Consider the following 24,914-nt stretch of genomic DNA (forward strand, 5'->3'; position numbering starts at 1 on the left):
GGCATCTTACGACCAAATCCGGCTTGATGTCATCGCGACGGATCAACTCAATCGTGGCGGCGGAGTTCCGCTTACGCCGTATTCCCGGCATCGATCGTGAATACGGTGCCGGTGACGTTGCGGCCGCCCTCACCGAGCAGATATTCCACCATGCGCGCGACATCGTCGGTCTCCGGCAGGCGACGCAGCGCGCTGCGGCCGGCGATGCGCTTGCGTCCTTCGTCGGAGAGATTGTGGGTCAGCTCGGTGTCGATGAAACCGGGCGCGATCGCGTTCACGGTGATGCCGAGCTTGCCGACCTCGCGTGCGAGCGAGCGGGTGAAGCCGGTGGCGGCGGCCTTGGTCGCGCCGTAGACGGACAGGCCGTTGTAGCCCGTGGTCGCGATGATCGAGGACATGTTGATGATGCGGCCGGCGCCGTCGGCCATCATCTGGCGCGCGACATATTTGGAGAGGATGATCGGCGACAGCACGTTGAGCTGCACCAGCGCCTCGATCTCGGAATTGTGCATGGTGGCGAGCAGGCCTTCGGTGCCGAGGCCAGCATTGTTGACGAGGCCGTAGATCGGGCCGAACTCGTCGCGGATAAGCTTTGCGAACGCCGGGATCGCGTCGATCACGGCGAGATCGCAGGCGCGGAAATGCAGGCGCCCTTCGGAGGGGCCGATCGCCGCCCTGAGCTCTTCGCTCTCGCGCCGTGCCGCCGCAATCACATTATAACCGGCATCAGCCAGCCGCCTGCCGATCGCAAGGCCGATGCCGCGGCTGCCGCCGGTGACGAGGACATTATGCATCGGTGCGCGCCAGTTTTCCGGCCGGGGTGACGTCGAGCGCCTCGACGAAGCGGATCACCGCCGGCACCTTGTGGGACGCGAGCTGCGCGCGGCACTGATCCAGGATCTGGTCCCGGATCTCCTTCACCCGCACCTGATCGGTGCCGTCGGCAAGGATCACGTCCGCGACGACGATGCCGCCGGTGATCGGGCTGCGGCGCGATTTCGCCCGCGACATCCGCACGTCGGCATGGCGGTTGATGACCGCCTCGATCTCCTCGGGATGAACCTTCAGCCCGCCGATATTGATGATGCCGCCGCGGCGGCCGACGAAATAATAGCGGTCGCCGCGCAACTCGACGATGTCGCCGCTGTCGACGAACCCGTCGTCATCGGTGAGCGCGGCCGCATTGCGGCCGATGTAAGCATGCGCCGTGCGCGTCGAGCGGATGCGCAGCGAGCCGTCGACGACCTTCATCTCGACGCCGTTGCGGTTGCCGAGATAATCGGCCGGAAAGCCCTCCAGCCCGTCATTGACGGCGAAGCCGACGCCCGCCTCGGTCGAGGCATAGGCGTGACCAACGGAGGAGTTCGGGAACGCGGCCTTCAGGCCGTCGAGCACCGCCTGGTCGGCGATCTCGCCGGACAGACGGACGTATCCCGGCGCGAACTGCGCGGCCGAGCCGCTCATCAAGAGCTTGCGCCAGTGCGATGGCGTGCCGGAGATATGCGAGACGCCGCGCGTGTTCAGGCGCGCGACGTGATCGCCGAGCGCTTCATGCGGATCGGACAGCACCATCGAGCCGCCGGAGAGAACCGCGCGCAGGAAGATCTGCAGGCCACCATAACGGCGAATGTCGTAGAATGTCGCCCAGACCGGCGCGGGTCCGCGCGCAGGGCCTTCGGCGACGATGGCGCCCGTCAATGCTTCCAGCGTATGGCCGGCGATTTTTGGTACGCCCGACGTGCCGGACGTCAGCATCAGCCATTCCGTGGCGCGTTCGGTCTTGGCCGGCGTGGCGGCCTGAAGCGGCAGTTGCGCGGTGACGACGAGCGCGATTGTCTTTGTGGCCCATTGCGCGGGCTCGTCGGTGACAACAGCATCGATCTCGGCGTCCGCGATCAGCGCGTCGAGATGCGCCGGATTGAGATCGGGCGGGCACAGCAGCATGCGCCGCGCGACACCGTCGAGCTCGATCATGGCGAGGCCCGATTTGAGCTGGTCCGACAGCTTCAGCAGGACAGAGCGGCCCGCCAGCTCACGCAGGCGGCCGCCCAGAACCGTGTGCCCGAGGACGTCCGTCAGCGACACCGCATGATGGGCGTCGGAGATCGTGCGGCTCTTGAGCTCCGGGCTTAGATAGTCGCGAAGCGCGAAAATCTCACGCGGGGACATTTTCGTAGGCCCGCACGAAATCGCCCACGGTGGCGGGGAACGCTACGTCCTCGGAAATGGTGAAGGGATCGACGCCGGTCTCGTCCTCGAGGCGCGCCACCAGAATTGCGAAGGCGAGGGAATCGAAACCCGTCTCGTGCAGGGACAGATCGTCCGAGAGCGCAGGAAGCGTGACGTGCTGCTCCTTGGCGATCTGCTGGATCGCTTCGATGACCTTAGACCTTACCGACATGGCTGGCTCACTCTTGTTATTGATGGTTCGTGTTGCAGCGGCTCTTGATGACCGCCTCCCCAAGGCCTGTGTTGTTTACCCGACAGAAGTAAATGGCTTCTTGGACAATTCAGATAAAATTGGACCTATCTGGCTGATTTTCGTGCGGCTAGAGCCTGATCGCGCCATCGATGATCCCTGCGTGCACGTCCGCGTCCAAGGCAACATAGGCGCCGGATTTCGGGTCGAGCATGAACAGCGGCTCGCCTATCAGCCCCGGATCAAAGCCCTCCCGGGCCAACTCGCCCTTCTTCTGCTTGAACGTCTCGGTCGCATCGAGCTCGCGGGAGATACGGATGAAGACGGGGCGGGCATAAGCCGGCAAGCGCTGCGCGAGATGGGCGGGCAGCCCCTCGATGTCAAACCCCTCGTTTACGACGATGGCGCTCATGCCGGCGCGGCCATCGGTGCCGGGGATGCTGACGCCATAGGTGGTGGCATCGATCACGCCGGTGAAATCGCGCACGGCGTCGTTGACTTCCGATGTCGCGACGTTCTCACCCTTCCAACGAAAGGTGTCGCCGATGCGGTCGACGAAATGGAAGAAGCCCTTGTCATCGAGCCGCATCAGATCGCCGGTGCGGAACCAGGCATCGCCCTTGGCGAAGACGTCGCGCAAAATCTTCTTCTCGGTTTCGCCGGCGTCGGTATAGCCCTCGAAGCGGCCACCGCCTTCATCGGCGGCGCCGATGCGGCCGATGGCTTCGCCGGCCTCGCCCCGGGCGCAGGCAACGCAAAAGCCCTCTTCGTTGCGCAAGGGTGCACCGCTATCAGGATCGAGCTTGACGAGCCCCGCCGGAAAGCGATGCGCGAGCAATGGCGGAACGCGGCCGATCGCACCCGGCTGGCCCTCGACGTTGAACAGCGAGAAATTGCCTTCCGTCGCCGCATAGAATTCGAGGATGCGCGGAATGGCGAAGCGGTTCTGGAAATCCTCCCAGATGTCGCCGCGCAGGCCGTTGCCGCAGACGAGCCGCAGGCGGTGACGGTTCTCGTATTCGGACGGCGCCGCCTTCAGAAGGTAGCGGCAGAGCTCGCCGATGTACTGGAACAGCGTGCAGTCGTGCCGCACGATGTCGGGCCAGAAGTTCGAGGCCGAGAATTTTTCCGCGATCACCACGGAGCCGCCGGCGGCGAGCATGCTGCACGGCGCGACAATGCCGCCGACCGAGTGGAACAGCGGCAGGCAATCATAGAGCCGGTCCTGCGGGGTGGCGCCGGTAAGGCCGGCGAACCAGAAGCCCCAGTTGAGGATGCGTCGGTGGCTGATGCTCGCCGCCTTCGGCAGGCCGGTGGTCCCGGAGGTGTAGATCAGCAGGGCACGGTCGTTGATCGTCACGTCGCCATGCTCGTCCGGCGAGAGCGGCCCGTCCTCGAGCGCGGCAAGTGCGACGTCGATCGCGCGCTCGCCGCGGGCATCGCCATGGGTCCAGACTTTTGCTGCTGTCTTCAGGTGCGGCGACGCGCCGTCCAACGCTTCCATGAGCTCGTGCGCGACGATGATGTGCGACGGCCTGGCTACATCGACGCAATGCGCGAGCGACTGGCCGACCAGCCTGGTGTTGATCAGCGCGACCACGCCGCCAACCCGGCTGATGCCGAGCCACGCGGCAACATAGTCGATGCCGTTCGGCATGATCAGCGCAACGGTATCCCCCTTGGCCACGCCGACCGAGCGCGCCCAGCGCGCATAGCGGTTGATGCGCTTCGAGAGGCCTGCGTAGTCGATCGTTGTCTCATCTGCGACCAGCGCGGTGCGATCGGGCTGACGCTGCGCCCAATCGTCGACGACGTCGGCGAACAGCCGGCCCGGCAGCGTCTCGATGCGCGCGGTGAGCTCGATCGCCTTCAGCCAGATCTTTGAAGCCGACGGTGCGCGCGCGACTTTCGGTTGCTCGATGACGCCGGTGGTCATGCCGTCCATTCTTTCGGAACGTATCTGCTGTTTCCCCAAGCTTAGCTCGCACGCCCTGCCCAGGTGTTAAGAGACAAGGTAAAGCCAGGTTAGTACGTGATTAACTCTGGCCATCCGACGCGGGCGAGTTCGGCGGCATGCAGACGGCGGCGACCGACCGCCGGCGCAAGCTGGTCGAGTTGTCGGGGATCAGGAAGGAGCAGCGATCCGGCCTCGCCGACGCTAGGCGCCCCCTGGTAAACGGGCTATGCTTTTCTACCCTGCGTTGTCAGGGCTACGAAAGGGAGGCGTCCGTGGCTCTCGATCCGTCAGAGTTTCCGGTCCAGGCCGCGCCGTTCGAGCAGCGCCTGACGAATTTCGCCGACCGCGTGAAGGGTGGGCAGGCCAGGGTGGTTGCGATCGGCTCGTCGACCACGGCGGGCGAAGGAGGCATCGCGCCCTATCCGCAGCGGCTGCTGGCGGATCTTCGGATCAAATATCCAAATGTCGGAATCGAGGTGATCAACCGGGGCGTCGGCGGCGAAGACGCTCCTTTGGAGCTGAAGCGGTTCGAGCACGACGTCTTCGATCTCAATCCCGATCTCGTCATCTGGCAGGTCGGCACCAATTCGGTGTGGCAAGCCGACGGTCCCTCGTTTACGGACACCACGAAGGCCATCCGCGAAGGTGTCGACCAGCTGCTCGGCGCGAAGCGGATCGACGTGATCCTGATGGACCTTCAATATGTGCCTGCGGTGCTGACACCGGCCAAGTGCCAGAAAGCAGACGCCATGGTCGAGGCGATCAGCCAGATCGCGTACGACAAACAGGTCAACGTCTTCCGCCGCTTCGCGCTGATGAAGGCCTGGCACGAGGTCGCAAGGATCTCGTTCGACCGTCTGGTCGACCCGGGCGACGACACCAGGCTGCACGCCAGCGACTGGACCACGGACAAGATGACCTGGCAATTGACCGACGCGATCTTCGCGGCGACGCCTCACGACACCTAGTTCTGCATGCTCCGTTGGATCGGGCGCCGAACGAGCGATCGGCGCTAGCCGCCTCGCCTGTAGCGTGGGCGCGGCGGCGCAACGTTGACCGGATAATACGGATTGAGATCGCAGGTCGCGGCGCGGCCCGACGCCGTAGCGCGGCACTGCGGCAGCGAGATGAAGGAGCAATCGTACCACTCCCCGCCGCCGCCGTTCGCTCCGGAATAGACGTGCATGCAGACGGGATAGCTGGGATCAAAGGTCTGCGCATGCGACGGCGCAGCTGCGGTCAGCGCGCCGACGGTGATGATCAGGCCGGATGAGAAACGCATGAGGGATGTTGCTGCGTGCCGCATCGCGAACAACTACTGCACCTTCTTGTGACGCTTGCGCGGGGGCGGCGGCGGTTCGTTGTAGGCGTAATAGGGATTGACATCGCAGCTCGCCGCGCGGCCCGACGCCGTGGCCCGGCACTGCGGGATCGAGGTGAAGGAGCAGTCGTAATAGTCGCCGCCACCGCCCCGGCCGCCCGAAGTATAGACGTGCATGCACACCGGATAGCGCGGATCATAGGTCTGGGCGTCGGCATCTGCCGCCACGAACAGCGTGGCAATCGCGGTGAGGGTCAGGACAGGCAGGCGCATGGAGACATCCTCGAATCGATGGCGGCGTCGGATCTGATGCCGACGTCCTCCTATGGCATAACACCACGCCGGAGGCGACTGTTCCTCCGGCGGATGACGGCAAGGTGAGCAGGGTGCGCTGCGCGCCTACCCGCCCAGCCCCTGCAGGACCAGCCGGTTGAGCCTTGCCGCAAACGCGGCAGGATCTTCGGGCAATTCGCCGTCCAGGATCTGCGCCTGTTCGAGCAGGAGCAGGCTGAGATCGTCGACCGCCCTGGAGCCGGCCTGCGCCCTGGTGATCGCCGTTACCAGCGGATGGCGCAGATTGATCTCGAGGATCGGCTTGGTGCGCATGCCGCGGTTCTGCTGCGACAAGATGCGCTCGAGCTCGCGGCTTGGGCCCTGGCTGTCGGCGACGAGGCAGGAGGCAGAACTGGTGAGGCGCGTCGAGACCTTGACGTCGCTGACGCGCTCGCCGAGCGCGGCCTTGATCATCGCGATGGTGGCAGCCTCGTCTGCGGCCGGCTCGTCCTGCTTCGCCTCGTCGGCCTCGTCGGTGCGCGGGATCAGGTCGAGATTGAGATCGCCCTGGCTCAGCGATTTCAGCGGCTTGCCGTCGAACTCCGATGGCATCGAGGTCCAGAAGGCGTCGACCGGATCCGACAGCAGCAGCACCTCGATGCCACGCGCGGTCGCAGCTTCCAGCCGCGGATTGGACTTCAGCCGCTCGATGCTGTCGCCGACGAGATAATAGATCTCGGTCTGGTTCGGCTTGAAACCGGCGATGACGTCCTTCAGCGAACGCTTCTCGCCCGAGGTGGTGGTGAAGCGCGACAGGGACAGCAGCTTTTCGCGCCGCTCGAAATCCTCGTAGATGCCTTCTTTCAGCACCGCGCCGAAGGCGTCCCAGATCCTGGCAAAATTCTCCGGGTCCTTGTCGGCAAGGCTTTCGAGCTCGGACACGACCCGGGTCGCCACGGCTTTCCGGATCTGCGCGAGCTGCGGATTGTTCTGGAGCATCTCGCGCGAGATGTTGAGCGGGAGATCTTCGCTGTCGACCACGCCGCGGATGAAGCGGAGATAGCCGGGCAGCAGATCGGCATCGTCGGTGATGAAGACGCGGCGGACGTAAAGCTTCACCCGGCCCTTGCGGTTCGGCTCGAACAGGTCGAACGGCTTCGTCGACGGCGCGAACAGCAGCACGGCGTAGGAATAGCGGCCTTCCGCGCGGTAGTGCAGCGTCATCGCGGGATCGTCGAAGGCGGAGGCGATCTGCTGATAGGCCTTCTTGTAGTCCTCGGCCGTCAGCTCGGACTTGGAGCGCTGCCACAGCGCGCTCGCCGAGTTGATCTGGCGCGGCTCACCCTCTTCCGGCACCAGCTCGATGGGGAACAGGATGTTGTCGGAATAGGCACTGACGACGCGCTCGATCTCGTAGGTCTCGAGATACTTCTTGGCGTCGTCCTTCAGGTGCAGGACGATCTCGGTGCCGCGTGCCACGCGCGCCACTTCCTCATCGCTTGCGTGCGCGATCTCGAAGCCGGAGCCGCCGGAGGACGTCCAGCTCCACACGTCGCTCTCGCCGGCACGCCGGCTGACGACGACGATCTTCTCGGCGACCATGAAGGCGGAATAGAAGCCGACCCCGAACTGGCCGATCAGGCCGAGGCCGTCCTTGGCCTCCTTCAGCTTCGAGACGAACGCCTTGGTGCCGGAGCGGGCAATGGTGCCGAGATGGTCGATCAGCTCCTGGCGCTCCATGCCGATGCCGTTGTCGGCGATCGTGAGCGTTCCGGCCGTCTTGTTGGGGATGATCCGGATCTTGAGCGCGTCGCCCTCGCCCAGCAGCGCCGGGCTGGCGATGGCTTCATAGCGCAGTTTGTCGCAGGCGTCCGATGCGTTGGAGACGAGCTCGCGCAGGAAGATGTCGGTCTCGGAATAGACGGAGTGCACCATGAGGTGCAAAAGCTCGGAAACCTCGGCCTGGAAAGGCTGCGTATGCGCGGCCGTATCTGACGTCGTCATGCGTTTACCCGGTCAATCAAAGGGGAAAGAAACCCGGGATATAACGCGAGGGGATAGGGGATCAAGTGGACGTGAACTATCGCCCTCCCGGCGGGAAGGCGATTTGTCCGTGGCGGCCAAGGGCGGCGAAGACGAATCAGGTCACACAGCGGCCGGGCTGGAGCAGCTTTGCGACCTCGGTCAGGGAGCTGACCATCGGCTCGCAGGCAATCGTCGGCCTCTTGGGACCCTGCTTCCGGTTCTGGAGCAGCACCGGCGGCTTGGCGTTGCCGGTCTCGATGACCGCGCGGACCCGCAGCAGCACCGACGTCTCGGCCAGATCGTTCAGCCGCATCGACACGGTGCGGGTGGGAACCGGGGCCTGCTTGACGTCGGCGAACCGGTCGGCCTTGCCGGAACGGTTGACGTTGTGACCCGCATCTTGCGTGGGCCTGTCGGCGACCGCCTGCCAGCGGTCGGCCAGATCATGGCCAGAGGCCAGCTGGACGGCACCGACCTGGACGGCACCAAGCGTCGCGGCAATCGCGACAACACCCAAAAATACCTTTTGCATCTGCAACATGGCTGTCGATCCCTCGCCCCATGGCGATCGCGGGAACAACGCGATGGGAGGACCGGCAGTTCTCAGCCGTTAAGATCACTTAACCGTGTGCGAAATTCACTGCAGGGCGCATAAAAAGGCCGCACAAAAAAATTTTCACCCGCCTGGAACGACTCTCAGGCCCGAGAGTCGTCTCAACAGCCGGCTATTCCCCCCTGCCCCATAAGCCGGCGACGTAGGGCGCGACTGTGGTGATGCCAGTCGCGCCTTACTTTTGTCTGAGCCTCACTTCGGCTTCCCCGCGAGCCAGTCCCGCCCCTCGCCATAGAGCTTCTCGACTTCAGTGCCGATCAGGCCCGGCATGTCGCGCTTGACCTTGTAGCCGATCAGCTCCTGCATGTAGGCGAGGTGGCGGTAGCCTTCGGGCAGTGCGGCGAGCGCTTTTTGGTCGAGTTGAAGCGTCGCGGCGGGGTCGACCGGATCGATCCGGTCCTTCTCGTAGATCGGCTGGCGGCGGACGATGCCCCATTGGCCAATACCTGATTGGTCATGCCGTTCTCCAGGAAATCGTAGAAGCGTCCGGTGCAGACGACGTCGCAGAGCACGTCATGCACCAGGGCACGCTGCGAGATCGTCATCTTGGTTTGCGCGATGGCGCGCTCGCCTGCGAGATCGATGCTGGTGCCGCCGAGGAAATGCAGGATGCGCACGCCCTTGGCAAACCCCTCTTGGCTGACCCGCATGAAATCCCGCGCCGGCCCCTGAAACCAGGTGGCGGACATCCAGCCCTCGTCATGCCAGACCGTGGCGAAACGCTCCCAGTCGCCGGCTTCGCGCCACACCGCCCAGTTCTCGACGAGGTCGCGGATGGCGAGGCGGTCGAGGAGTTGCTGGTCCATGATGCGAAAATCTCCTGGCGGCTCGAGGTCGCGACTGATGTCATCGACCCGACGTATGAACGAGGCAATTTGGCCGCCGTCAAGCGGGCTTCCCGGCCCTTCGAATTGCCCACAGCCGCGTGAACGCGATACGGGCAACGAGTCTTGCAATCAACCTGACCGCGATTAGTATTCGCACCGATGCAGATGAAATTCCCCTTGTTGGCCGCGCTTCTCGGATGGTTGGCGGCGTTCCCCGCACATGCGCAGACTGAACCGCAGAGCGAGACCGTCAAAGCCTGGAAGGCGGGGCTGTCGGCACATATTGCAAGCAACAGGTTCTTTCCAGTTGGAGCACGGGGGCAAACCGGCAAGGCCAGAGTCACATTCGTCATCGACCGGTCGGGCACGTTGATCTCGTGGGCGTTGGCTGAAAGCGCCGGCTCGCGGTCGCTCGACGATGCTGCGCTGGCGATCATCGCCCGCGCCGAACCGTTTCCGGCGCCACCTTCGGAGCTCAAGGAGGACTCGTTCCCTTTCACGGTGCAGATTGTCTTCAGCGGCCGTCAATTTCAGGTGCCGCCCTTAGGGGTCGTGCTGAGCAGGCCGGATCCCGCCTCCACGGAGGCCGATCCCATGGCCGCCTGGCGCAAGACGGTCACCCAACACGTCTGGCGCCACAGGGCATTTCCTCCGGAGGCGATCGGTCAGAGGGGCGATACCGGCGTCACGTTCGTGGTCGATCGTTCAGGCAAATTGATCTCGAACGTGCTGGTAGAAAGCACAGGCTTCGCGCCGCTAGATGCCGCAACGCTCGCCATGGTCGAGCGATCCGTGCCATTCCCGAAACCGCCCGCTGAGGCGAAGGACGACCTGCAGAGAGTGACCGTCTTCATGAGCTTCGACGGGACGCGGCTAAACCTAGGGCCGTCGCCGGAACGAGAAAAATTGCTCAAATCCTGGATCGAGGACCAGGCCAGGCTGAATGCGAAGTCCCCTGGGCCAGACGATACCAAGCTGAATTCCATGCTTCGCAGCATCTGCCGCGGCTGCTGAAGCAGAGCAGAGCAACTCTCTGCCACATGCAAAAACGGCGCGCCTTGCGACGCGCCGTCTCCTTAGTCGGATAGAAGCTTCCTTACGCCGCCGGCGCCTTCGGCGCGCGATTGCGCGAGTTGCGCTGGAAGAACAGCGCCTGGCTCGCCACCGCCGACACCATCGCGGGCTGGAACGGCTTTGAGATCAGGAACGCGGGCTCGGGGCGCTCGCCGGTCAGGAAGCGCTCCGGATAGGCGGTGATGAACACCACCGGCACCTCGAAGGTGCGGAGCAGTTCGTTGACCGCGTCCAGGCCCGACGAGCCGTCGGCGAGCTGGATGTCGGCGAGGATCAGGCCCGGCCGCTTGTTCTTGGCCAGCGCCACCGCATCGGCATGGGTGCGCGCGACACCAACGACATTGTGACCGAGATTCTTCACCAGGCTCTCGAGGTCCATGGCGATGAAGGTCTCGTCCTCGATGATCAGCACGTCGGTCGCGATCTCGGCCGCCATCTCGCGTCCCGCGGCATCGGCAAGCCGCCGCGTCTCGGCGACGTCGGTGCCGAGGATGTAGCCGACTTCCTCTTCCGAGAATCCCTCGAGCGAGAGCAGCAGGAACGCCTGCCGCGGCAGCGGCGTGATGTTCGACAGCCGCCGCTCCGGCGGCATGGGCAAGGTCGTCACCTCGGCATCGTCGTTGACGGAGACCGAATTCCATATCTGGGTGAACAGCCGGAACAGGCCGGCGCGCGGACCATGGCTCTCGTCGAGCACGGACGGATCTCCGAGCATCGCTTCCAACATGGCTGCGACATAGGCGTCACCGGAGGCCTGGCTGCCCGTCAGGGCGCGCGCGTACCGGCGCAACAACGGCAAGTGTTCAGCAACAAGCTGCGAACGGGACATCCCCACTCCATTCTTCTTCGGGCCGACCTTGACGAACCACGCAACAAGCGGGGAGGCCCGGGTTCCCCTGCTGGGCTGTCTACGCCTCACGCCAAGAAAAGTTCCGCTTATCTGGGAACTTTTTGTCGAACCTGGAATTGTGCCTATTCAGGGAACGGCTCCCGGTTGAGAGAACTTCTCGATTTTACAGTTACTTAACTCGGGGAAACGTGGAACAGGTCATGAAAGATCTCAAGTCTCAAGCCAGCAAAAGCACGACCCCCGGCAAGGGAGGCCTCACTCCGGAGATTCAGTCCCGGATCGGCCACCAGCTGCGCGCCATGTACGACGACGTGGTGCGGCAGGGGGTTCCGGACCGGTTCGCGGAACTGATCAAGAAGCTTGATGCGCCGGGAGGCGCACCCCAAGTGGAACCTGACAGGGGCTCCAACGACAACAATGGGAGGGATTAATGCCTCTCACGGACTCCCTTCGTGACGACATCCTCGCGGCCGTGCCCAGTCTGCGCGCGTTCGCGATCTCGCTGAGCGGCAATGCGGATCGCGCCGACGATCTGGTGCAGGAAACGCTTCTGCGTGCGCTCGCCAACATCGACTCGTTCCAGCCCGGCTCGAACCTGCCGGCGTGGCTGTTCACGATCCTTCGCAACCTGTTCCGCTCCGACTATCGCAAGCGGCGGCGGGAGGTGGAGGATGCCGAGGGCAACTATGCCAAGACGCTGAAGACGCAGCCGTCGCAGAACGCTCATCTCGAGTTCGAGGAGTTCCGCGGCGCGCTTGAGAAGCTTCCGCAGGACCAGCGCGAGGCCTTGATCCTGGTCGGCGCCTCCGGCTTCTCCTATGAGGACGCAGCTTCGATCTGCGGCTGTGCCGTCGGCACGATCAAGAGCCGCGTCAATCGCGCGCGCTCGAAGCTCGCTGCGCTGCTTTATGTCGATGGCGCCGAGGACTTCGGGCCCGACGAGACCGTGCGCGCCGTGATCGGCGGCAGCGGCGGATAACGGCCGCGTCAACCGGACCGAGACGAATGTGAAGGCGGCCGTTTCTGCGGCCGCCTTTACGCGTGTGTGAAAACCTAATGGCAGGCGCGAGACGGGCTCATTCGTCCGCGAACGTGGCGGTGTCGGCGACGCTCGCGCGCGAGGTGCGGTAGCTGTTGACCTTGTCGGCGTCGTCGGCATAGCCGAACGAGATGCCGCAGACGACGCGGCGATCGTCGGGCAGATTAAAGTGGCGGCGGATCAGGCCGGAGTGGCGCGCCAGTGCCGCCTGCGGAATCGTGCCGAGCCCGAGCGCCTGCGCGGCCAGCATGAAATTCGAGACATAGGCGCCGCAATCGATCGCGCCGTAGATGCCGAGCGGCTCGTTGGTGTGAATGATCGCAACATGCGGCGCACCGAAGAAATTGTAATTCTCCAGCGCCTGTTTTGCGTAAGCCATCTTGTCGCCGCGGGCGATGCCGAGCGTGTTGTAGAGCTGAAACCCGCTCTCGCGGCGGCGCTCGAGATAGACGCCGACATATTCGCGAGGCGGGGTGAAGTCGTAATCGTCACCCAATCCGCCTGACGCTTCCTTGTAGATCGCCTGGCGGAAGCGCTCCTTGGCCGCGCCGCTAGCGATGATGACCTGCCAGGGCTGGCTGTTGCACCAGGACGCGGTGCGCTGCGCGGTGGCCAGCACATGCTCGATGATCGCGCGGTCGACTTGCTTGGGCAGGAAGGCGCGGACGGAGTAACGCTCGTTGAGGAGCTCCTCGAGCACGCCGATGCGGTCTTGGGTCTGACTCACTTTTGCATCCATGAATTAGCTCGCGCTCCTCGTAGGGTGGGCAAAGGCGCGATAGCGCCGTGCCCACCGACAGACTTACCCCGGCGCATCTGCATATGGTGGGCACGCTTCGCTTTGCCCACCCTACGCGATACAGCGAGAGGCTGGATCACCGACCCTTCGTCGGGATCTTGTTATACGGCACGTCCTTGTCGACGCGAATGTCGCCCGGCAATCCCAGCACGCGCTCGGCGATGATGTTGCGCAGGATCTCGTCGGTGCCGCCGGCAATGCGCATCGAGGGCGAGGACAGCAGCATCTGCTGGAACTGACCCTGCACCGTCTCCTCGTCGGTGCCGGTGAGAACACCGGCCGCGCCCTGGAGATCCATGGCGTAGGTCGCGATGTCCTGGAGCATCATGCCCGAGACGAGCTTGCCGATCGAATTCTCCGGCCCCGGCCGATCGCCTTTCGAGAGCGCCGAGATCGCGCGGTAGCTGGTGTATTTCAGCCCGCTCGACTTCACCGCCCAGCTCGCGAGTTTCGAGCGCACGGCGGGATCGTCGATGGCGAGCCCGTCCTCGAGCATCAGATTGGAGCAGAACTCGAACATTTCAGGGACGCCGGTCGCAAGCCGCGAGCCGATCGACATCCGCTCGTTCATCAGCGTCGTCAGCGACACGCTCCAGCCCTCGCCGATCGCGCCGAGGCGCTGGCTGTCTGATATCACCACATCGGTGAAATAGACCTCGTTGAACTCCTGCATGCCGTTGGCCTGCTTGATCGGGCGGACCTCGACGCCCGGGCTCTTCATGTCCAGGAAGAACATGGTGAGGCCCTTGTGCTTGGGCACGTTCGGATCGGTCCGCGCGATCAACAGACCGAAGTCGGAATAATGCGCGCCCGAGGTCCAGATCTTCTGGCCGTTGACGACCCAATTGTCGCCCTTCTTCTCCGCGCGCGTGCGCAGGCCCGCGACATCGGAGCCGGCGGACGGTTCGGAGAACAGCTGGCACCAGATCTCCTCGCCGGAGGCGAGCTTCGGCAGATAGCGGCGCTTGGCATCTTCGCTGCCGAAGGCCATCACGGTCGGACCGCACATGCCCTCGCCGATCTGGAACGGCTGCGTCAGCTTGCCGTAGACGCCCTCCTCCTGCTGCCAGATCACGCGCTCGATCGGGGTCGCACCGCGGCCGCCATATTCCTTCGGCCAGTGCAGGCAGGCCCAATTACCTTCGAACTTCTTCTTCTGCCAGGCCTTGCCGACATCGACGATGTCGTGATTGGCCAGCCGGATGCGGCCGAGCGAGGATTTTGACAGCTCGGCATGCAATTCCTTGGGCGCCTTGGCCTCGACCCATTTGCGCGCAGTCTCGCGGAAAGCGGCTTCCTGCGGGGTGTCGTCGAAATTCATGGCGAACCTCTCAATTCTTGCTCGGTGCGTAGGGTGGGCAAAGCGAAGCGTGCCCACCACCTTCCCTCGTTCTCGACAGAATTGGTGGGCACGGCGCTACGCACCTTTGCCCACCCTACGATTCTAACCTCTTCCCTTCGTCGGGATCTTGTTGAACGGCACGTCCTTGTCGACACGGATATCGCCGGGCAGGCCCAGCACCCGCTCGGCGATGATGTTGCGCATGATCTCGTCGGTGCCGCCTTCGACGCGCGTGCCCGGCGCGCGCAAGAGCATCGCCTGGAAACGGCCGGCGAGCTCGGCATCCTCGCCGCTGATCACGCCACTCGCACCCTGCAAGTCCAGTGCGTAGGTCGCGACGTCCTGGATCATCGAGCCCGCCACCAGCTTGCCGATGGAATTTTCCGGACCCGGGCGCTCGCCCTTCGACAGCGCCGAGATCGCGCGCATGCTGGTGTACTTCAGCCCGCTCGCCTTCGCCGCCCAGTTCGCAAGTTTCGAGCGCACCGCACGATCCTCGATCGCTGGGCCGTCGTCGAGCATCAGGCTGGAGCAATATTCGAACAGCTCCGGGAAACCGGTCGAGACGGCCGCGCCGATCGCGCTGCGCTCGTTCATCAACGTGGTCAGCGAGACGTTCCAGCCATCGCCGACTTCGCCAAGGCGCTGGTGGTCGGGAATGCGGACGTTGGTGAAATAGACCTCGTTGAAATCGGAGGCCCCGCTCGCCTGCTTGATCGGCCGCACCTCGACGCCCGGGCTCTTCATGTCCAGGAAGAACATGGTGAGACCCTTGTGCTTGGGCACGGTCGGATCGGTGCGGGTCAGCAGGATACCGTAGTCGGAATAATGCGCGCCCGAGGTCCAGATCTTCTGGCCGTTGATGACCCAGTCGTCGCCGTCCTTCTCTGCGCGAGTGCGCAGGCCCGCGACGTCGGAGCCGCCGGCCGGCTCGGAGAACAGCTGGCACCAGACCTTTTCGCCGGAAGCGAGCGGCGGGAGGTAGGTGCGCTTATGCTCCTCGCGCGCGAACGCCATCATGGTCGGCCCGCACATGCCGTGGCCGATGATGAACATGCGGGAGAGCTGGCCGAACGGCCCCTCTTCCTGCTGCCAGATCACGCGCTCGATCGGCGACGAGCCGCGGCCGCCATATTCCTTCGGCCAGTGCAGGCAGGCCCAGCCGGCATCGGCCTTCTTCTTCTGCCAGGCCTTGGCGACCTCGAGAATATTGGCGTTCTTGAGCTGGGTGCGGCCGAGCGAGGATTTGCGCAGATCCTCCTCATATTGCTTGGGCGCGTTGGCGCCGATCCAGGCGCGTGCGATGGCGCGGAATTCGGCTTCCTGCGGGGTGTCGTCGAAATTCATGGTCTGTCATCCTTCGCCGGCGTCGTAGGATGGGTAGAGCGAAGCGAAACCCATCTGTCAGACCACCCGCGTCATGATGGGTTTCGCTACGCTCTACCCATCCTACAAATCACCTGTCGTTACGCCGCGTTCTTCTTCCGCATGCGGTCGATCAACTGGTCTTCCCAATAGGACAGGCTGCCGAGCCCCAGCGCCATGGCGTTGGCGCGGCGGTAGTACATGTGGCAGTCGAACTCCCAGGTGAAGCCCATGCCGCCGTGAACCTGGATGTTGTTCTTGGCGCAGTGCTGGAACGCCTGCGTCGCGCTGATGCGCGCGGCGGCGGCGGCTTCCGGCAGCTCGGCCGCGTTGGTCGAGAGCGCCCAGGCGCCGTAATAGCTGTTGGAGCGCGCCAGCGTCGCCGACACATACATGTCCGCGAGCATATGCTTGACCGCCTGGAACGAGCCGATCTGGCGGCCAAAGGCGATGCGGTCGAGCGCGTAGTCGCGGCCCATTTCAAGCGCGCGGTCGGAGCCACCGACCTGCTCGAATGCGCACAGCACCGCGGCGCGGTCGAGCACTTGGGTCAAAATGCTCCAGCCTTCGCCGGCAGCTCCCAGCGGCTCGGCCTTGCAGTCTTTGAAGGTGATCTCGGCCTGCCCGCGGGTCGGATCGAGATTGGTGAGGCTTTTCACCTCGACGCTACCGGCCTTGAGGTCGACGAGGAACAGCGAGATGTCGCCGTCGCGACCGCTCGATCCGGTGCGTGCGGCGACGACAGCGAAGTCGGCGATCGCACCATCCGCGACCGGCTTCTTCACGCCGTTGAGCACGCCATTCGCCGCGGTGAGCTTGACGTTCTTCGGCGACGGATTGCCCTTGCCCTCGAACAGCGCCAGCGTGCCGATCGCCTCGCCCGAGGCAATCGCCGGCAGCCATTTCTTCTTCTGCACGTCGCTGCCGGCAATCAGGAGCGCTTCCGCGGCAAGATACACCGTAGAGGAGAACGGCACCGGCGCATTCGCCCGCCCCATCTCCTCCGCGATCACGCAAAGCTCGAGATGGCCCGCGCCAGCGCCGCCAAATTCCTCGGGGATCGCGACGCCGAGAAAGCCCATCTCGGCGAGGCCTTTCCAGAGGTCCTTGTCGTAGGGTGCCTTGCCGTCGAGCACGACGCGCACCGCCTTCGGCGAGCATTTTTCGGTGAGGAATTTGCGCGCCTGGTCGCGAAGCTGCTTCTGGTCGTCAGAGAAATCGAAATTCATGGCGGGCTACCCTTGTTTATTCGTTGTCATTTATTTGCGCCGTCATTCCGGGGTGCGCGGAGCGCGAGCCCGGAATCCATATCCACCAGCCGGGGTTATGGATTCCGGGCCTGGCCCTTCGGGCCATCCCGAAATGACGAGTTGAGAGAGTTGCGCATTCATCGCAGCACGATCACGTCCTGATCAGGCTTATCCGCATAGAGCCGCTCCACCAGCGCCGCACGGCGCTCCAGGCCGGCGCGCTGGTTGATGTAGCCCTTGTCGGTGAGTTCATTGCCGTCGATGGAGGGCGGCTCGGGCATCAGCATTGCGCGCGCGATAGCGCGGCTGCTGGCGCCGCCACATTCCGTGTTGTGCGCTTCGAGGCCACGTCTGAAGCAGGCGATCACCTCGGGATGTTTCACCGCGTCCTCGAAGCTCAGCTCGAAATTGCCGACGAGTTGGCGACAGGCGTGCAGGTTCGGCCATGCCAGCAGACCGATCGAGCATTGATCCTGCCCGGCAACCAGCGCGTCATGCACAACGGGCGTCGCCGCGGCGATCGCGTCAGTACGGAGCGATCCGACATGGACGAAGGTGCCGGTGGTGAGCTTGAAGTCCTCTACGACGCGGCCGGCGAAGATGATGCCCTTCACCGGATCGGCATCGTCGACGAAGATGCCGGCATCGCCGATGCAGTAAAAACCTTCCTCGTCGAACATCTTCTTCGTCAGGTCCGGCTGGCCGAAATAGCCGGGCGTGACGTTGACGCCGCGCAGGCGCAATTCGTATTTCGAGCCGCACGGCACCATCTTCAATTCGACGCCGGGGAACGGCAGGCCGATCAGGCCGACGCGCTCGGTGTCCCAATAGGTGCCGGTCGAGGTCGGCGCCGTCTCGGTCGAGCCCCAGCCGGTGTAGAACACGATGCGCTCGCCGGTCGTCTTCACGGCGAGGGCCTGCATGCGCTCATAGAGATCGTCAGGCAGCCGCGCGCCGCCATAGGCCATGATCGACAGGTTCTTGAAGAACGAGCAGCACAGCGCATCGTCCTTCTCCATGGCCGCGGCGAGCGCGGCATAGCCGGCCGGCACGTTGGCATAATAGGTCGGCGAGATCTCGCGCAGATTGCGCAGCGTCTCCTCGAACTGGCCCGGCATCGGCCGGCCGTCATCGATATAGAGGGCGCCGCCGTCAACCAGGACCGGATGAAACGCCGCATTGCCGCCCATGGTGTGGTTCCATGGCATCCAGTCCAGCATGGTCGAGATCGGACCGCCGGGATCGCGCGGTCGCACCTGCATCATCATCGCCGCATTGGCGCACATCATTTCTTGCGTGTTGATGACCGCCTTGGGCATGCCGGTCGAGCCGGAGGTGAACAACAGCTTGCCCACGGTCTGCGGCGTGATCTTCGCGATCGATGCTTCGACATCGGCGGTCACGGACGTTGCCGCGAGCTCGGCAAAGCTGACGCTCTTGATGCCGTCGCAGGGACGCACGACGTGAACGACGGTGACGCCGGTGAGGTCGAGTGCGTTCAGCGCCTTCTCGAAGGTCGGGCCGTCCTGAACCATCACCACGGCCGGCTTGATCAGGTCGAACAGATATTTCAGCTTGACGTGATCATGGCTCATCAAGGAGTAGGCCGGCGACACCGGAGCCGCCGGCGAGCGCGCCTGCATCGCGGCCTGCGTCATCAGCGCGTGCTCGATCGAATTGCCGGAGAGAATCGTGACCGGGCGTCCGTCGAGCCTTAGATTGAGCAGCGCCTGCGTCAGCGCATCCACGGTACGCTTGGCTTCGCCATAGGAGACCTTGCGCCATTCGCGGTTCGCTCCGCCGCGCTGCGCGAGCCAGATGCGCTCAGGCGCTTGCGTGGCCCATTTCGCCAGCGAGGCCGGAAGATGCGTCTCGTAGGCTTGCAGCGGAATGCGCGACTTCAGCACCACCGTGCCGTCATCGCGCCGCTCGACGTCGATGTCGCGCGCGAGCCACTCGACCTTGCGAAAGGCGGGCTTCGTCATCACTGCCGCCGCACTTCCACTCATTTTGAGTCTCCCGGAATTATCGTCCTTTGCGGATCGTTCTCGTTCAGCGCCTGATATAGACAGGCTTTCGCTTCTCAAGGAAGGCCCTGATGCCTTCCGAAAATTCCTCGGAGCGACTGCACAGGACCTGGTTGCGGTCCTCTATCGCGATAACGGTTTCCAGCGATCCCGCATCGACGCTCATGTTGAGACATTCTTTTGACAGGCGCAGCCCCACGGGTGAGGCCGTCATCATCGCATCGACGTAAGGTTCAGCGGCTTCGTCGAGCTTGTCTTCGTCGACGACTTCCGAGACGAGCCCGACCGCGAGCGCACGCTCGGCGCCGATGAAGCGTCCGGTGAGGATCAGCTCGGATGCGACTGAGACGCCGACGAGCCGCGGCAGAAAGTAGCTGGTGCCGATATCGCAGCCGCCAAGGCCGAGCTTGATGAAGGCGCAGTTCATGCGCGCCGACTTGGTCGCGATGCGGATGTCGGAGGCAAGCGCCAGCGCAAAGCCGCCGCCAGCCGCCGCGCCCTGCACCAGAGCGATGATCGGCTGCGGACAACGCCGCATCAACATCACGATGTCGGCGATGCGGCGCTGCGAGTCGAGCGACTCGGTGACGCCGGGCGGCTCCTGCTGCCCGGCGCGGCGGGCCATCGCCGCCTTGAGGTCGAGGCCGGCGCAAAAATTCTTGCCGGCGCCTTTCAGCACGACGACGCGCGTGTCGCGGTTGCGCTGGAGGCCCTGGAAGTAGGTATTGAGTGCATCAATCAGCGCAGGATCGAGCGCGTTGAGGTTTTCGGGCCGATTGAGCGTCACCGTATCGACGCCGTCGTTGTGCTCGATCAGCAGCGGTTGGGACATGTGGCGCTCCTGCATCCGCTCTTCGAGTGGCGGTTATTGCGCCCTCTCCCCTTGTGGGAGAGGGCATGTACGTCGCTGACCAAGAACTCGCTTGGGTGAGGGGTCTGTCTCCGCGGATAGAGACCCCTCATCCGGCGCCATAGCCGATGCGAAGCATCGGCGTCCTTTTAAGGACGGCGGCCAAAGGCCGCCTATGCCACCTTCTCCCACAAGGGGAGAAGGAAGAGCATCGCCTACCGCGGAGCCATGCGAATTGCGCCGTCGAGACGGATGGTCTCGCCGTTGAGCATCGCATTCTCGACGATGTGCACCGCGAGCGAGCCGTATTCCTTGGCATCGCCGAGGCGCGAGGGATGCGGCACCTGGGCGCCGAGGCTCTTGCGGGCCTCCTCGTTCAGGCCCATCAGCAACGGCGTGAAGAACAGGCCGGGCGCGATGGTGTTGACGCGGATCTTCTGGCTCGCAAGGTCGCGCGCGGCCGGCAGTGTCAGGCCGACGACGCCGCCCTTCGAGGCCGAGTAGGCGATCTGGCCGATCTGGCCTTCATAGGCGGCCACCGAGGCAGTGTTGATGATGACGCCGCGCTCTTCTCCGACGGGCTCGATCGTGACGAGGCGCTCGGCGAACAGACGCAGGCAGTTGAAGGTGCCGATCAGATTGACGTTGATGATGCGCGCAAACTTTTCGAGCGGATAGATGCCGTCGCGGCCGACGATGCGCTGCGAGCCGCCGATGCCGGCGCAGTTCATCAGCACGCGCGCGACGCCGTGCGCGGCTTCCGCCTTCGCGATTGCTGCCTTGATCTGCTCCTCGCTGGTGACGTCGGCATGAAGCGCGACGCCCTTCACTTCGGCAGCGACCTTCTCTGCATTGTCCTTGTTCTGATCGATCACACCAATCTTAGCGCCCTTGGCGGCCATGGCGCGCGCGGTCGCTTCACCAAGACCCGAACCACCACCGGTGATGAGAACGGCTACGTCTTTCAATTCCATGACAGGCTACCTTTCCTTGGGCGTTTCTTCTCTAGACTTGTACGTCTCGGCCGGATTATCCGGCCGCGGCAGCTTCCTCGGCTTGCGTGAGGATGCCACCGCAGATCAGCGTTTCCATGTGCTTGATGTATTGCCGGCAGACGTCATCGGTGACCGGACCGACGCCGGTCGCGCGAGACATCGCGTGCCGGCCAAAGAACAGGTGATCGCAGGCGCCGATCAGGCTGGTGTAGAACAGCACCGGATCGGTGGCGCGGAACTCACCGCGGCTGACGCCCTCAGTGAGCAGGCGACGATGGAAATCCAGCAGCGGCGCCACGAAGAATTTTGAGACTTCGTCGGCAGAGCCGGCATTGGTCTCATGCAGCAGATAATGAATCAGCCGGTTCATGTAGGGGAACCGGTAATAGGCGCGGATGATGCCGGCGATATGCAGCTTCAGCTTCGCCGTCGATGTGATCGGTTGCGCCAGCAGATATTCCAGATTGGACATCTCGGTCGCGGCATCGCGCGCGAGCAGCGCCAGCAAGAGGCCGTCCTTGTTGCCGAAATGATATTTGACCAGCGCGGCATTGGCGCCCGACTTCTGGGCGATGTCGGACAGCGAGATCTCGATCGACGAGCGTTCGATCATCAGGTCGCTCGCGGCCACGAGCAATTTCTCTGCCGTGGAATTCTTTCCGCTCGGGAGCCTGTTCGGTACGCTGGTAGTCACGGAGTTCCCTGTTCTCGCCGCTTGAAGCGGCCGCAGATAAGCCGAAGCAGCGCCTCATCACAAGAGTTAATTGATCGATTGACTAAACGATATCGCGCCCATTAAATCCGCGCCGACAATCCAACTCGATAGAGAACAATCCAGGGAGAGACCGACATGGCCGAGGCTTACATCGTCGCCGCTGCGCGTACCGCGGGCGGGCGCAAGGGGGGCCGCCTCGCCGGCTGGCATCCGGCCGATCTCGCCGCAAAAGTGCTGAACGAACTGGTCGATCGCACCAAGATCGATCCCGCCCTGGTCGAGGACGTGATCATGGGCTGCGTGATGCAGGTCGGTGAGCAGTCCAACAACGTCGCGCGCAACGCGATCATGGCCTCGAAGCTGCCGGAGAGCGTTCCGGGCACTTCGATCGATCGGCAGTGCGGCTCCTCGCAGCAGGCGTTGCACTTTGCGGCTCAAGCCGTGATGTCGGGCACGATGGACGTCGTGATCGCCGCCGGCGTGGAATCGATGACGCGCGTGCCGATGGGCCTGTCCTCGCAGCTTCCCGCCAAGAACGGCTTTGGCAATTACAAGAGCCCGGGCATCGAGCACCGTTATCCGAACATCGTGTTCAGCCAGTTCACCGGCGCCGAGATGATGGCCGAGAAGTACGGCCTCTCCAAGGACGAGCTCGATGAGTACTCCTACAACAGCCATCAGCGCGCGATCGCGGCGACCCAAGCCGGCCACTTCAAGAAGGAGATCGTACCGCTCGAGATCACCCGCGCCGACGGCTCCAAGGACACCCACCACATCGACGAGGGCATCCGCTTCGACGCCACACTCGACGGCATCAAGGGCGTCAAGCTGATCGCCGAGAACGGCAAGCTCTCCGCGGCCAGCGCCAGCCAGATCTGCGACGGCGCCTCCGGTGTGATGGTGGTGAACGAGCGCGGCCTCAAGCAGCTCGGCCTCACGCCGCTGGCGCGCATCCATCACATGACTATGACCGGCGGCGATCCCGTCATCATGCTCGATGCTCCGCTGCACGCCACCAAGCGCGCGCTGGAGAAGGCCGGCATGAAGGTCGACGACATCGACCTGTTCGAGGTCAACGAGGCCTTCGCCTCGGTGCCGACCGGCTGGCTCAAGACCACCGGCGCCGATCCGTCCCGCCTGAACGTCAATGGCGGCGCCATCGCCCTCGGCCATCCGCTCGGCGGCTCCGGCACCAAGCTGATGACGACCCTGGTCCACGCCCTGCACCAGCGCGGCAAGCGCTACGGCCTGCAGACCATGTGCGAAGGCGGCGGCATGGCGAATGTGACGATCGTGGAGCGGCTGTAAACTGCTGCTGCCACACTAACGGTGTCGTCCCGGCGAAAGCCGGGACCCATACCGCGAAATCTATCGATTGTGGTTGGTCGCAGTACCGAACGACGATCCTCTGCCAAACGACGCCCTGTGGTTATGGGTGCCGGCTTTCGCCGGGACGACATCTCGTGTGCCTTGGGACCTACGCTTATGACCCATCCGTCCGTCTACGCCAAAACCACGCCCGACAAGATCGCCTACCAGATGGCCGGGACCGGCAAGGCGATCACCTATCGCGAGCTCGACGAGCTCTCGAACCAGGGCGCAAACCTGTTCCGCTCGCTCGGCCTGAAGGCCGGCGACCACATTGCGCTCTTGATGGAAAACCGTCTCGCGTTCATGGAGATCTGCTGGGCGGCGCAACGCAGCGGGCTCTATTACACCGCGATCAGCCGCTATCTGAAGCAGGACGAGATCGACTACATCATCGGCGATTGCGGCGCCAAGGTCGTGATCACCACGACGAAATGCGCCGACCAGATCAAGGCCCTGATCAAGGGGACCGCGGGCGAGCCGATCTTCTACATGGTCGACGAGCCCCAGCCCGGCTTCCGCTCCTACGACAAGGAAGCGTCCGCACAGCCGACAACGCCGATTGCGGACGAGGTCGCCGGCTACGACATGCTGTATTCGTCCGGCACCACCGGCCGACCGAAGGGCATCAAGAGGGCCTTCGAAGGCAACAAGATCGACGTGCCGAACGCCTTCCTGCGCGTACTCTGCGCCGACATGTGCGGCATGAATGCGGAGAGCACCTACCTCTCGCCGGCGCCGCTCTATCACGCGGCCCCTTTGCGCTTCAACATGATGGCGATCGTTCTCGGAGGCACCTCCATCATCATGGAGCATTTTGACGCCGAGGATTTTCTCAAGCTCGTCGAAAAGTACAAGGTCACGCAGTCGCAACTCGTGCCGACCATGTTCGTGCGCATGCTGAAGCTGCCCGACGAGGTCCGCGCCCAGTACAACGTCTCGACGCTGAAAGGCGCGATCCACGCCGCTGCCCCCTGCCCTGTCGACGTCAAGGCAAAAATGATCGAATGGTGGGGACCGATCCTGATCGAGTATTACGCCGGCTCGGAAGGCAACGGCGTCACCGTCTGCAATTCGCAGCAATGGCTGGAGCATCGCGGCAGCGTCGGCCGCGCCGTGGTCGGCAAGATCAAGATCCTGGACGAGAACGACGAGGAGCAGCCGGTGGGCGAGATCGGCACGGTCTATTTCGCCGATGCGCCGGTTTTCACCTATCACAATGATCCAGAGAAAACGAGGAAGGCCTACAACGCCAAGGGTTGGTCGACGCTTGGCGACGTCGGCTATCTCGACAAGGACGGTTTTCTGTTCCTCACCGACCGCAAGTCCTACATGATCATCTCCGGCGGGGTGAACATCTACCCGCAGGAGACCGAGGACGTGCTCATCACCCACCCTGAGATCGCCGACGTCGCCGTGTTCGGCGTCCCGAACGAGGAGATGGGCGAAGAGGTGAAGGCAGTGGTGCAGCCGCACGACATGAGCCGCGCCGGCAAGGCGCTCGAGGCGGACCTGATCGCCTACTGCAAGACGCGTCTCTCGGCGATCAAATGCCCGCGCTCGATCGATTTCGAAGCCGAGCTGCCGCGCACGCCGACGGGCAAGCTGGTGAAGCGGCATCTGCGCGACCGGTATTGGCCGAAGACGACGGCAAAGATTTAGCGCCCGCTCTTTCTTACCCTCCCCTGGAGGGGGAGGGTCGCTGCGCATGAAGCGAAGCGGAATGCGCAGCGGGGTGGGGTGACGGTCTATCCCAAGCGCACACTGCCCGAGTGGAGAGATCACCCCACCCCGCTCGCGCTGCG

23 protein-coding genes and 1 pseudogene are annotated in these 24,914 nt (G+C 63.9%); 6 read left to right on the forward strand and 18 right to left on the reverse strand.

Annotated features, from left to right (window positions below):
* Positions 1–71: 71 nt before the first annotated feature.
* From ABIA90_RS33950 to ABIA90_RS33965, 4 genes are all read right to left on the reverse strand, one after another.
* Entirely contained in the window at positions 72–794 is a 723-nt protein-coding gene (locus tag ABIA90_RS33950) for an SDR family NAD(P)-dependent oxidoreductase (protein ID WP_354120742.1), read from the reverse strand.
* The gene (locus ABIA90_RS33955; RefSeq protein ID WP_354120741.1) at positions 787–2,169 is read right to left on the reverse strand and encodes a class I adenylate-forming enzyme family protein; all 1,383 of its coding nucleotides are present in this window, start codon (positions 2,167–2,169) and stop codon (positions 787–789) included. Before ABIA90_RS33955 ends, ABIA90_RS33950 begins: the two co-directional genes overlap by 8 nt.
* Entirely contained in the window at positions 2,156–2,401 is a 246-nt protein-coding gene (locus ABIA90_RS33960; protein ID WP_014491754.1) for an acyl carrier protein, read from the reverse strand. The genes ABIA90_RS33955 and ABIA90_RS33960 overlap by 14 nt, the downstream gene beginning before the upstream one ends.
* A gap of 148 nt (positions 2,402–2,549) precedes the next feature.
* Positions 2,550–4,364 carry a long-chain-acyl-CoA synthetase gene (locus tag ABIA90_RS33965; protein ID WP_354120740.1) on the reverse strand — a complete coding sequence of 605 codons (1,815 nt, stop codon included), beginning with the start codon at positions 4,362–4,364 and terminating at the stop codon, positions 2,550–2,552.
* 284 nt (positions 4,365–4,648) lie between these two features.
* Between ABIA90_RS33965 and ABIA90_RS33970 the strand changes: the two genes are divergently transcribed.
* On the forward strand, positions 4,649–5,344 hold the full coding sequence (locus ABIA90_RS33970) for an SGNH/GDSL hydrolase family protein (protein WP_208084372.1): 696 nt from the start codon (positions 4,649–4,651) through the stop codon (positions 5,342–5,344).
* Between the two features lie 44 nt (positions 5,345–5,388).
* Here the strand turns inward: ABIA90_RS33970 and ABIA90_RS33975 are convergent, their stop codons facing one another.
* The 5 genes and pseudogenes from ABIA90_RS33975 to ABIA90_RS33995 all read right to left on the reverse strand — a co-directional run bounded on the left by ABIA90_RS33975 (position 5,389) and on the right by ABIA90_RS33995 (position 9,414).
* Positions 5,389–5,658, reverse strand: coding sequence for a DUF3551 domain-containing protein (locus ABIA90_RS33975; protein WP_208084371.1), 270 nt, complete (start codon positions 5,656–5,658; stop codon positions 5,389–5,391).
* Between the two features lie 33 nt (positions 5,659–5,691).
* On the reverse strand, positions 5,692–5,970 hold the full coding sequence (locus ABIA90_RS33980; protein WP_063985742.1) for a DUF3551 domain-containing protein: 279 nt from the start codon (positions 5,968–5,970) through the stop codon (positions 5,692–5,694).
* Between the two features lie 126 nt (positions 5,971–6,096).
* On the reverse strand, positions 6,097–7,974 hold the full coding sequence (gene htpG, locus ABIA90_RS33985; RefSeq protein WP_354120739.1) for a molecular chaperone HtpG: 1,878 nt from the start codon (positions 7,972–7,974) through the stop codon (positions 6,097–6,099).
* A gap of 136 nt (positions 7,975–8,110) precedes the next feature.
* The gene (locus ABIA90_RS33990) at positions 8,111–8,536 is read right to left on the reverse strand and encodes a hypothetical protein (RefSeq protein WP_071909388.1); all 426 of its coding nucleotides are present in this window, start codon (positions 8,534–8,536) and stop codon (positions 8,111–8,113) included.
* A gap of 264 nt (positions 8,537–8,800) precedes the next feature.
* Positions 8,801–9,414, reverse strand: a pseudogene (locus ABIA90_RS33995) (nuclear transport factor 2 family protein).
* A gap of 180 nt (positions 9,415–9,594) precedes the next feature.
* Between ABIA90_RS33995 and ABIA90_RS34000 the strand changes: the two are divergent.
* Entirely contained in the window at positions 9,595–10,449 is an 855-nt protein-coding gene (locus ABIA90_RS34000; RefSeq protein ID WP_354120738.1) for an energy transducer TonB family protein, read from the forward strand.
* 82 nt (positions 10,450–10,531) lie between these two features.
* Here the strand turns inward: ABIA90_RS34000 and ABIA90_RS34005 are convergent, their stop codons facing one another.
* Positions 10,532–11,338, reverse strand: coding sequence for a response regulator (locus ABIA90_RS34005; RefSeq protein WP_014491706.1), 807 nt, complete (start codon positions 11,336–11,338; stop codon positions 10,532–10,534).
* 221 nt (positions 11,339–11,559) lie between these two features.
* Here ABIA90_RS34005 and ABIA90_RS34010 point away from each other — a divergent pair, with 221 nt between their 5' ends.
* Both ABIA90_RS34010 and ABIA90_RS34015 read left to right on the forward strand, forming a co-directional pair.
* Entirely contained in the window at positions 11,560–11,790 is a 231-nt protein-coding gene (locus ABIA90_RS34010; RefSeq protein ID WP_063986724.1) for a NepR family anti-sigma factor, read from the forward strand.
* A complete protein-coding gene (locus tag ABIA90_RS34015; protein WP_014491704.1) occupies positions 11,790–12,338 on the forward strand; it encodes a sigma-70 family RNA polymerase sigma factor in 549 nt (182 codons plus the stop codon). The genes ABIA90_RS34010 and ABIA90_RS34015 overlap by 1 nt, the downstream gene beginning before the upstream one ends.
* 97 nt (positions 12,339–12,435) lie before the next feature.
* Here ABIA90_RS34015 and ABIA90_RS34020 read toward each other — a convergent pair whose 3' ends face one another.
* The 8 genes from ABIA90_RS34020 to ABIA90_RS34055 form a co-directional block, all read right to left on the reverse strand.
* Positions 12,436–13,137: a nitroreductase gene (locus tag ABIA90_RS34020; RefSeq protein WP_354120737.1), complete on the reverse strand. Its 702-nt coding sequence runs from the start codon at positions 13,135–13,137 to the stop codon at positions 12,436–12,438.
* A 136-nt stretch (positions 13,138–13,273) separates the two neighbouring features.
* Entirely contained in the window at positions 13,274–14,518 is a 1,245-nt protein-coding gene (locus ABIA90_RS34025; protein WP_354120736.1) for an acyl-CoA dehydrogenase, read from the reverse strand.
* A 123-nt stretch (positions 14,519–14,641) separates the two neighbouring features.
* Entirely contained in the window at positions 14,642–15,886 is a 1,245-nt protein-coding gene (locus ABIA90_RS34030) for an acyl-CoA dehydrogenase (RefSeq protein ID WP_354120735.1), read from the reverse strand.
* A gap of 119 nt (positions 15,887–16,005) precedes the next feature.
* Entirely contained in the window at positions 16,006–17,133 is a 1,128-nt protein-coding gene (locus tag ABIA90_RS34035) for an acyl-CoA dehydrogenase family protein (RefSeq protein ID WP_354120734.1), read from the reverse strand.
* A gap of 158 nt (positions 17,134–17,291) precedes the next feature.
* Positions 17,292–19,163, reverse strand: coding sequence for an AMP-binding protein (locus tag ABIA90_RS34040; RefSeq protein WP_354120733.1), 1,872 nt, complete (start codon positions 19,161–19,163; stop codon positions 17,292–17,294).
* A 43-nt stretch (positions 19,164–19,206) separates the two neighbouring features.
* Positions 19,207–20,013, reverse strand: a complete 807-nt coding sequence (locus tag ABIA90_RS34045) for an enoyl-CoA hydratase/isomerase family protein (protein ID WP_071917105.1) — start codon at positions 20,011–20,013, stop codon at positions 19,207–19,209.
* A gap of 233 nt (positions 20,014–20,246) precedes the next feature.
* Positions 20,247–21,005, reverse strand: coding sequence for an SDR family NAD(P)-dependent oxidoreductase (locus ABIA90_RS34050; RefSeq protein WP_166082383.1), 759 nt, complete (start codon positions 21,003–21,005; stop codon positions 20,247–20,249).
* Between the two features lie 55 nt (positions 21,006–21,060).
* Positions 21,061–21,663 carry a TetR family transcriptional regulator gene (locus ABIA90_RS34055; protein ID WP_166082377.1) on the reverse strand — a complete coding sequence of 201 codons (603 nt, stop codon included), beginning with the start codon at positions 21,661–21,663 and terminating at the stop codon, positions 21,061–21,063.
* Positions 21,664–21,876: 213 nt separating this feature from the next.
* Between ABIA90_RS34055 and ABIA90_RS34060 the strand changes: the two genes are divergently transcribed.
* Together ABIA90_RS34060 and ABIA90_RS34065 are read left to right on the forward strand one after the other, a co-directional pair.
* Positions 21,877–23,049 carry an acetyl-CoA C-acetyltransferase gene (locus ABIA90_RS34060; RefSeq protein WP_354120732.1) on the forward strand — a complete coding sequence of 391 codons (1,173 nt, stop codon included), beginning with the start codon at positions 21,877–21,879 and terminating at the stop codon, positions 23,047–23,049.
* Between the two features lie 177 nt (positions 23,050–23,226).
* Positions 23,227–24,771, forward strand: a complete 1,545-nt coding sequence (locus ABIA90_RS34065) for an acyl-CoA synthetase (RefSeq protein ID WP_354120731.1) — start codon at positions 23,227–23,229, stop codon at positions 24,769–24,771.
* Positions 24,772–24,914 lie beyond the last annotated feature (143 nt).

Origin of the sequence: Bradyrhizobium sp. LA6.8 (genome assembly GCF_040547935.1) — a bacterium.
GTDB lineage: Bacteria > Pseudomonadota > Alphaproteobacteria > Rhizobiales > Xanthobacteraceae > Bradyrhizobium > Bradyrhizobium barranii.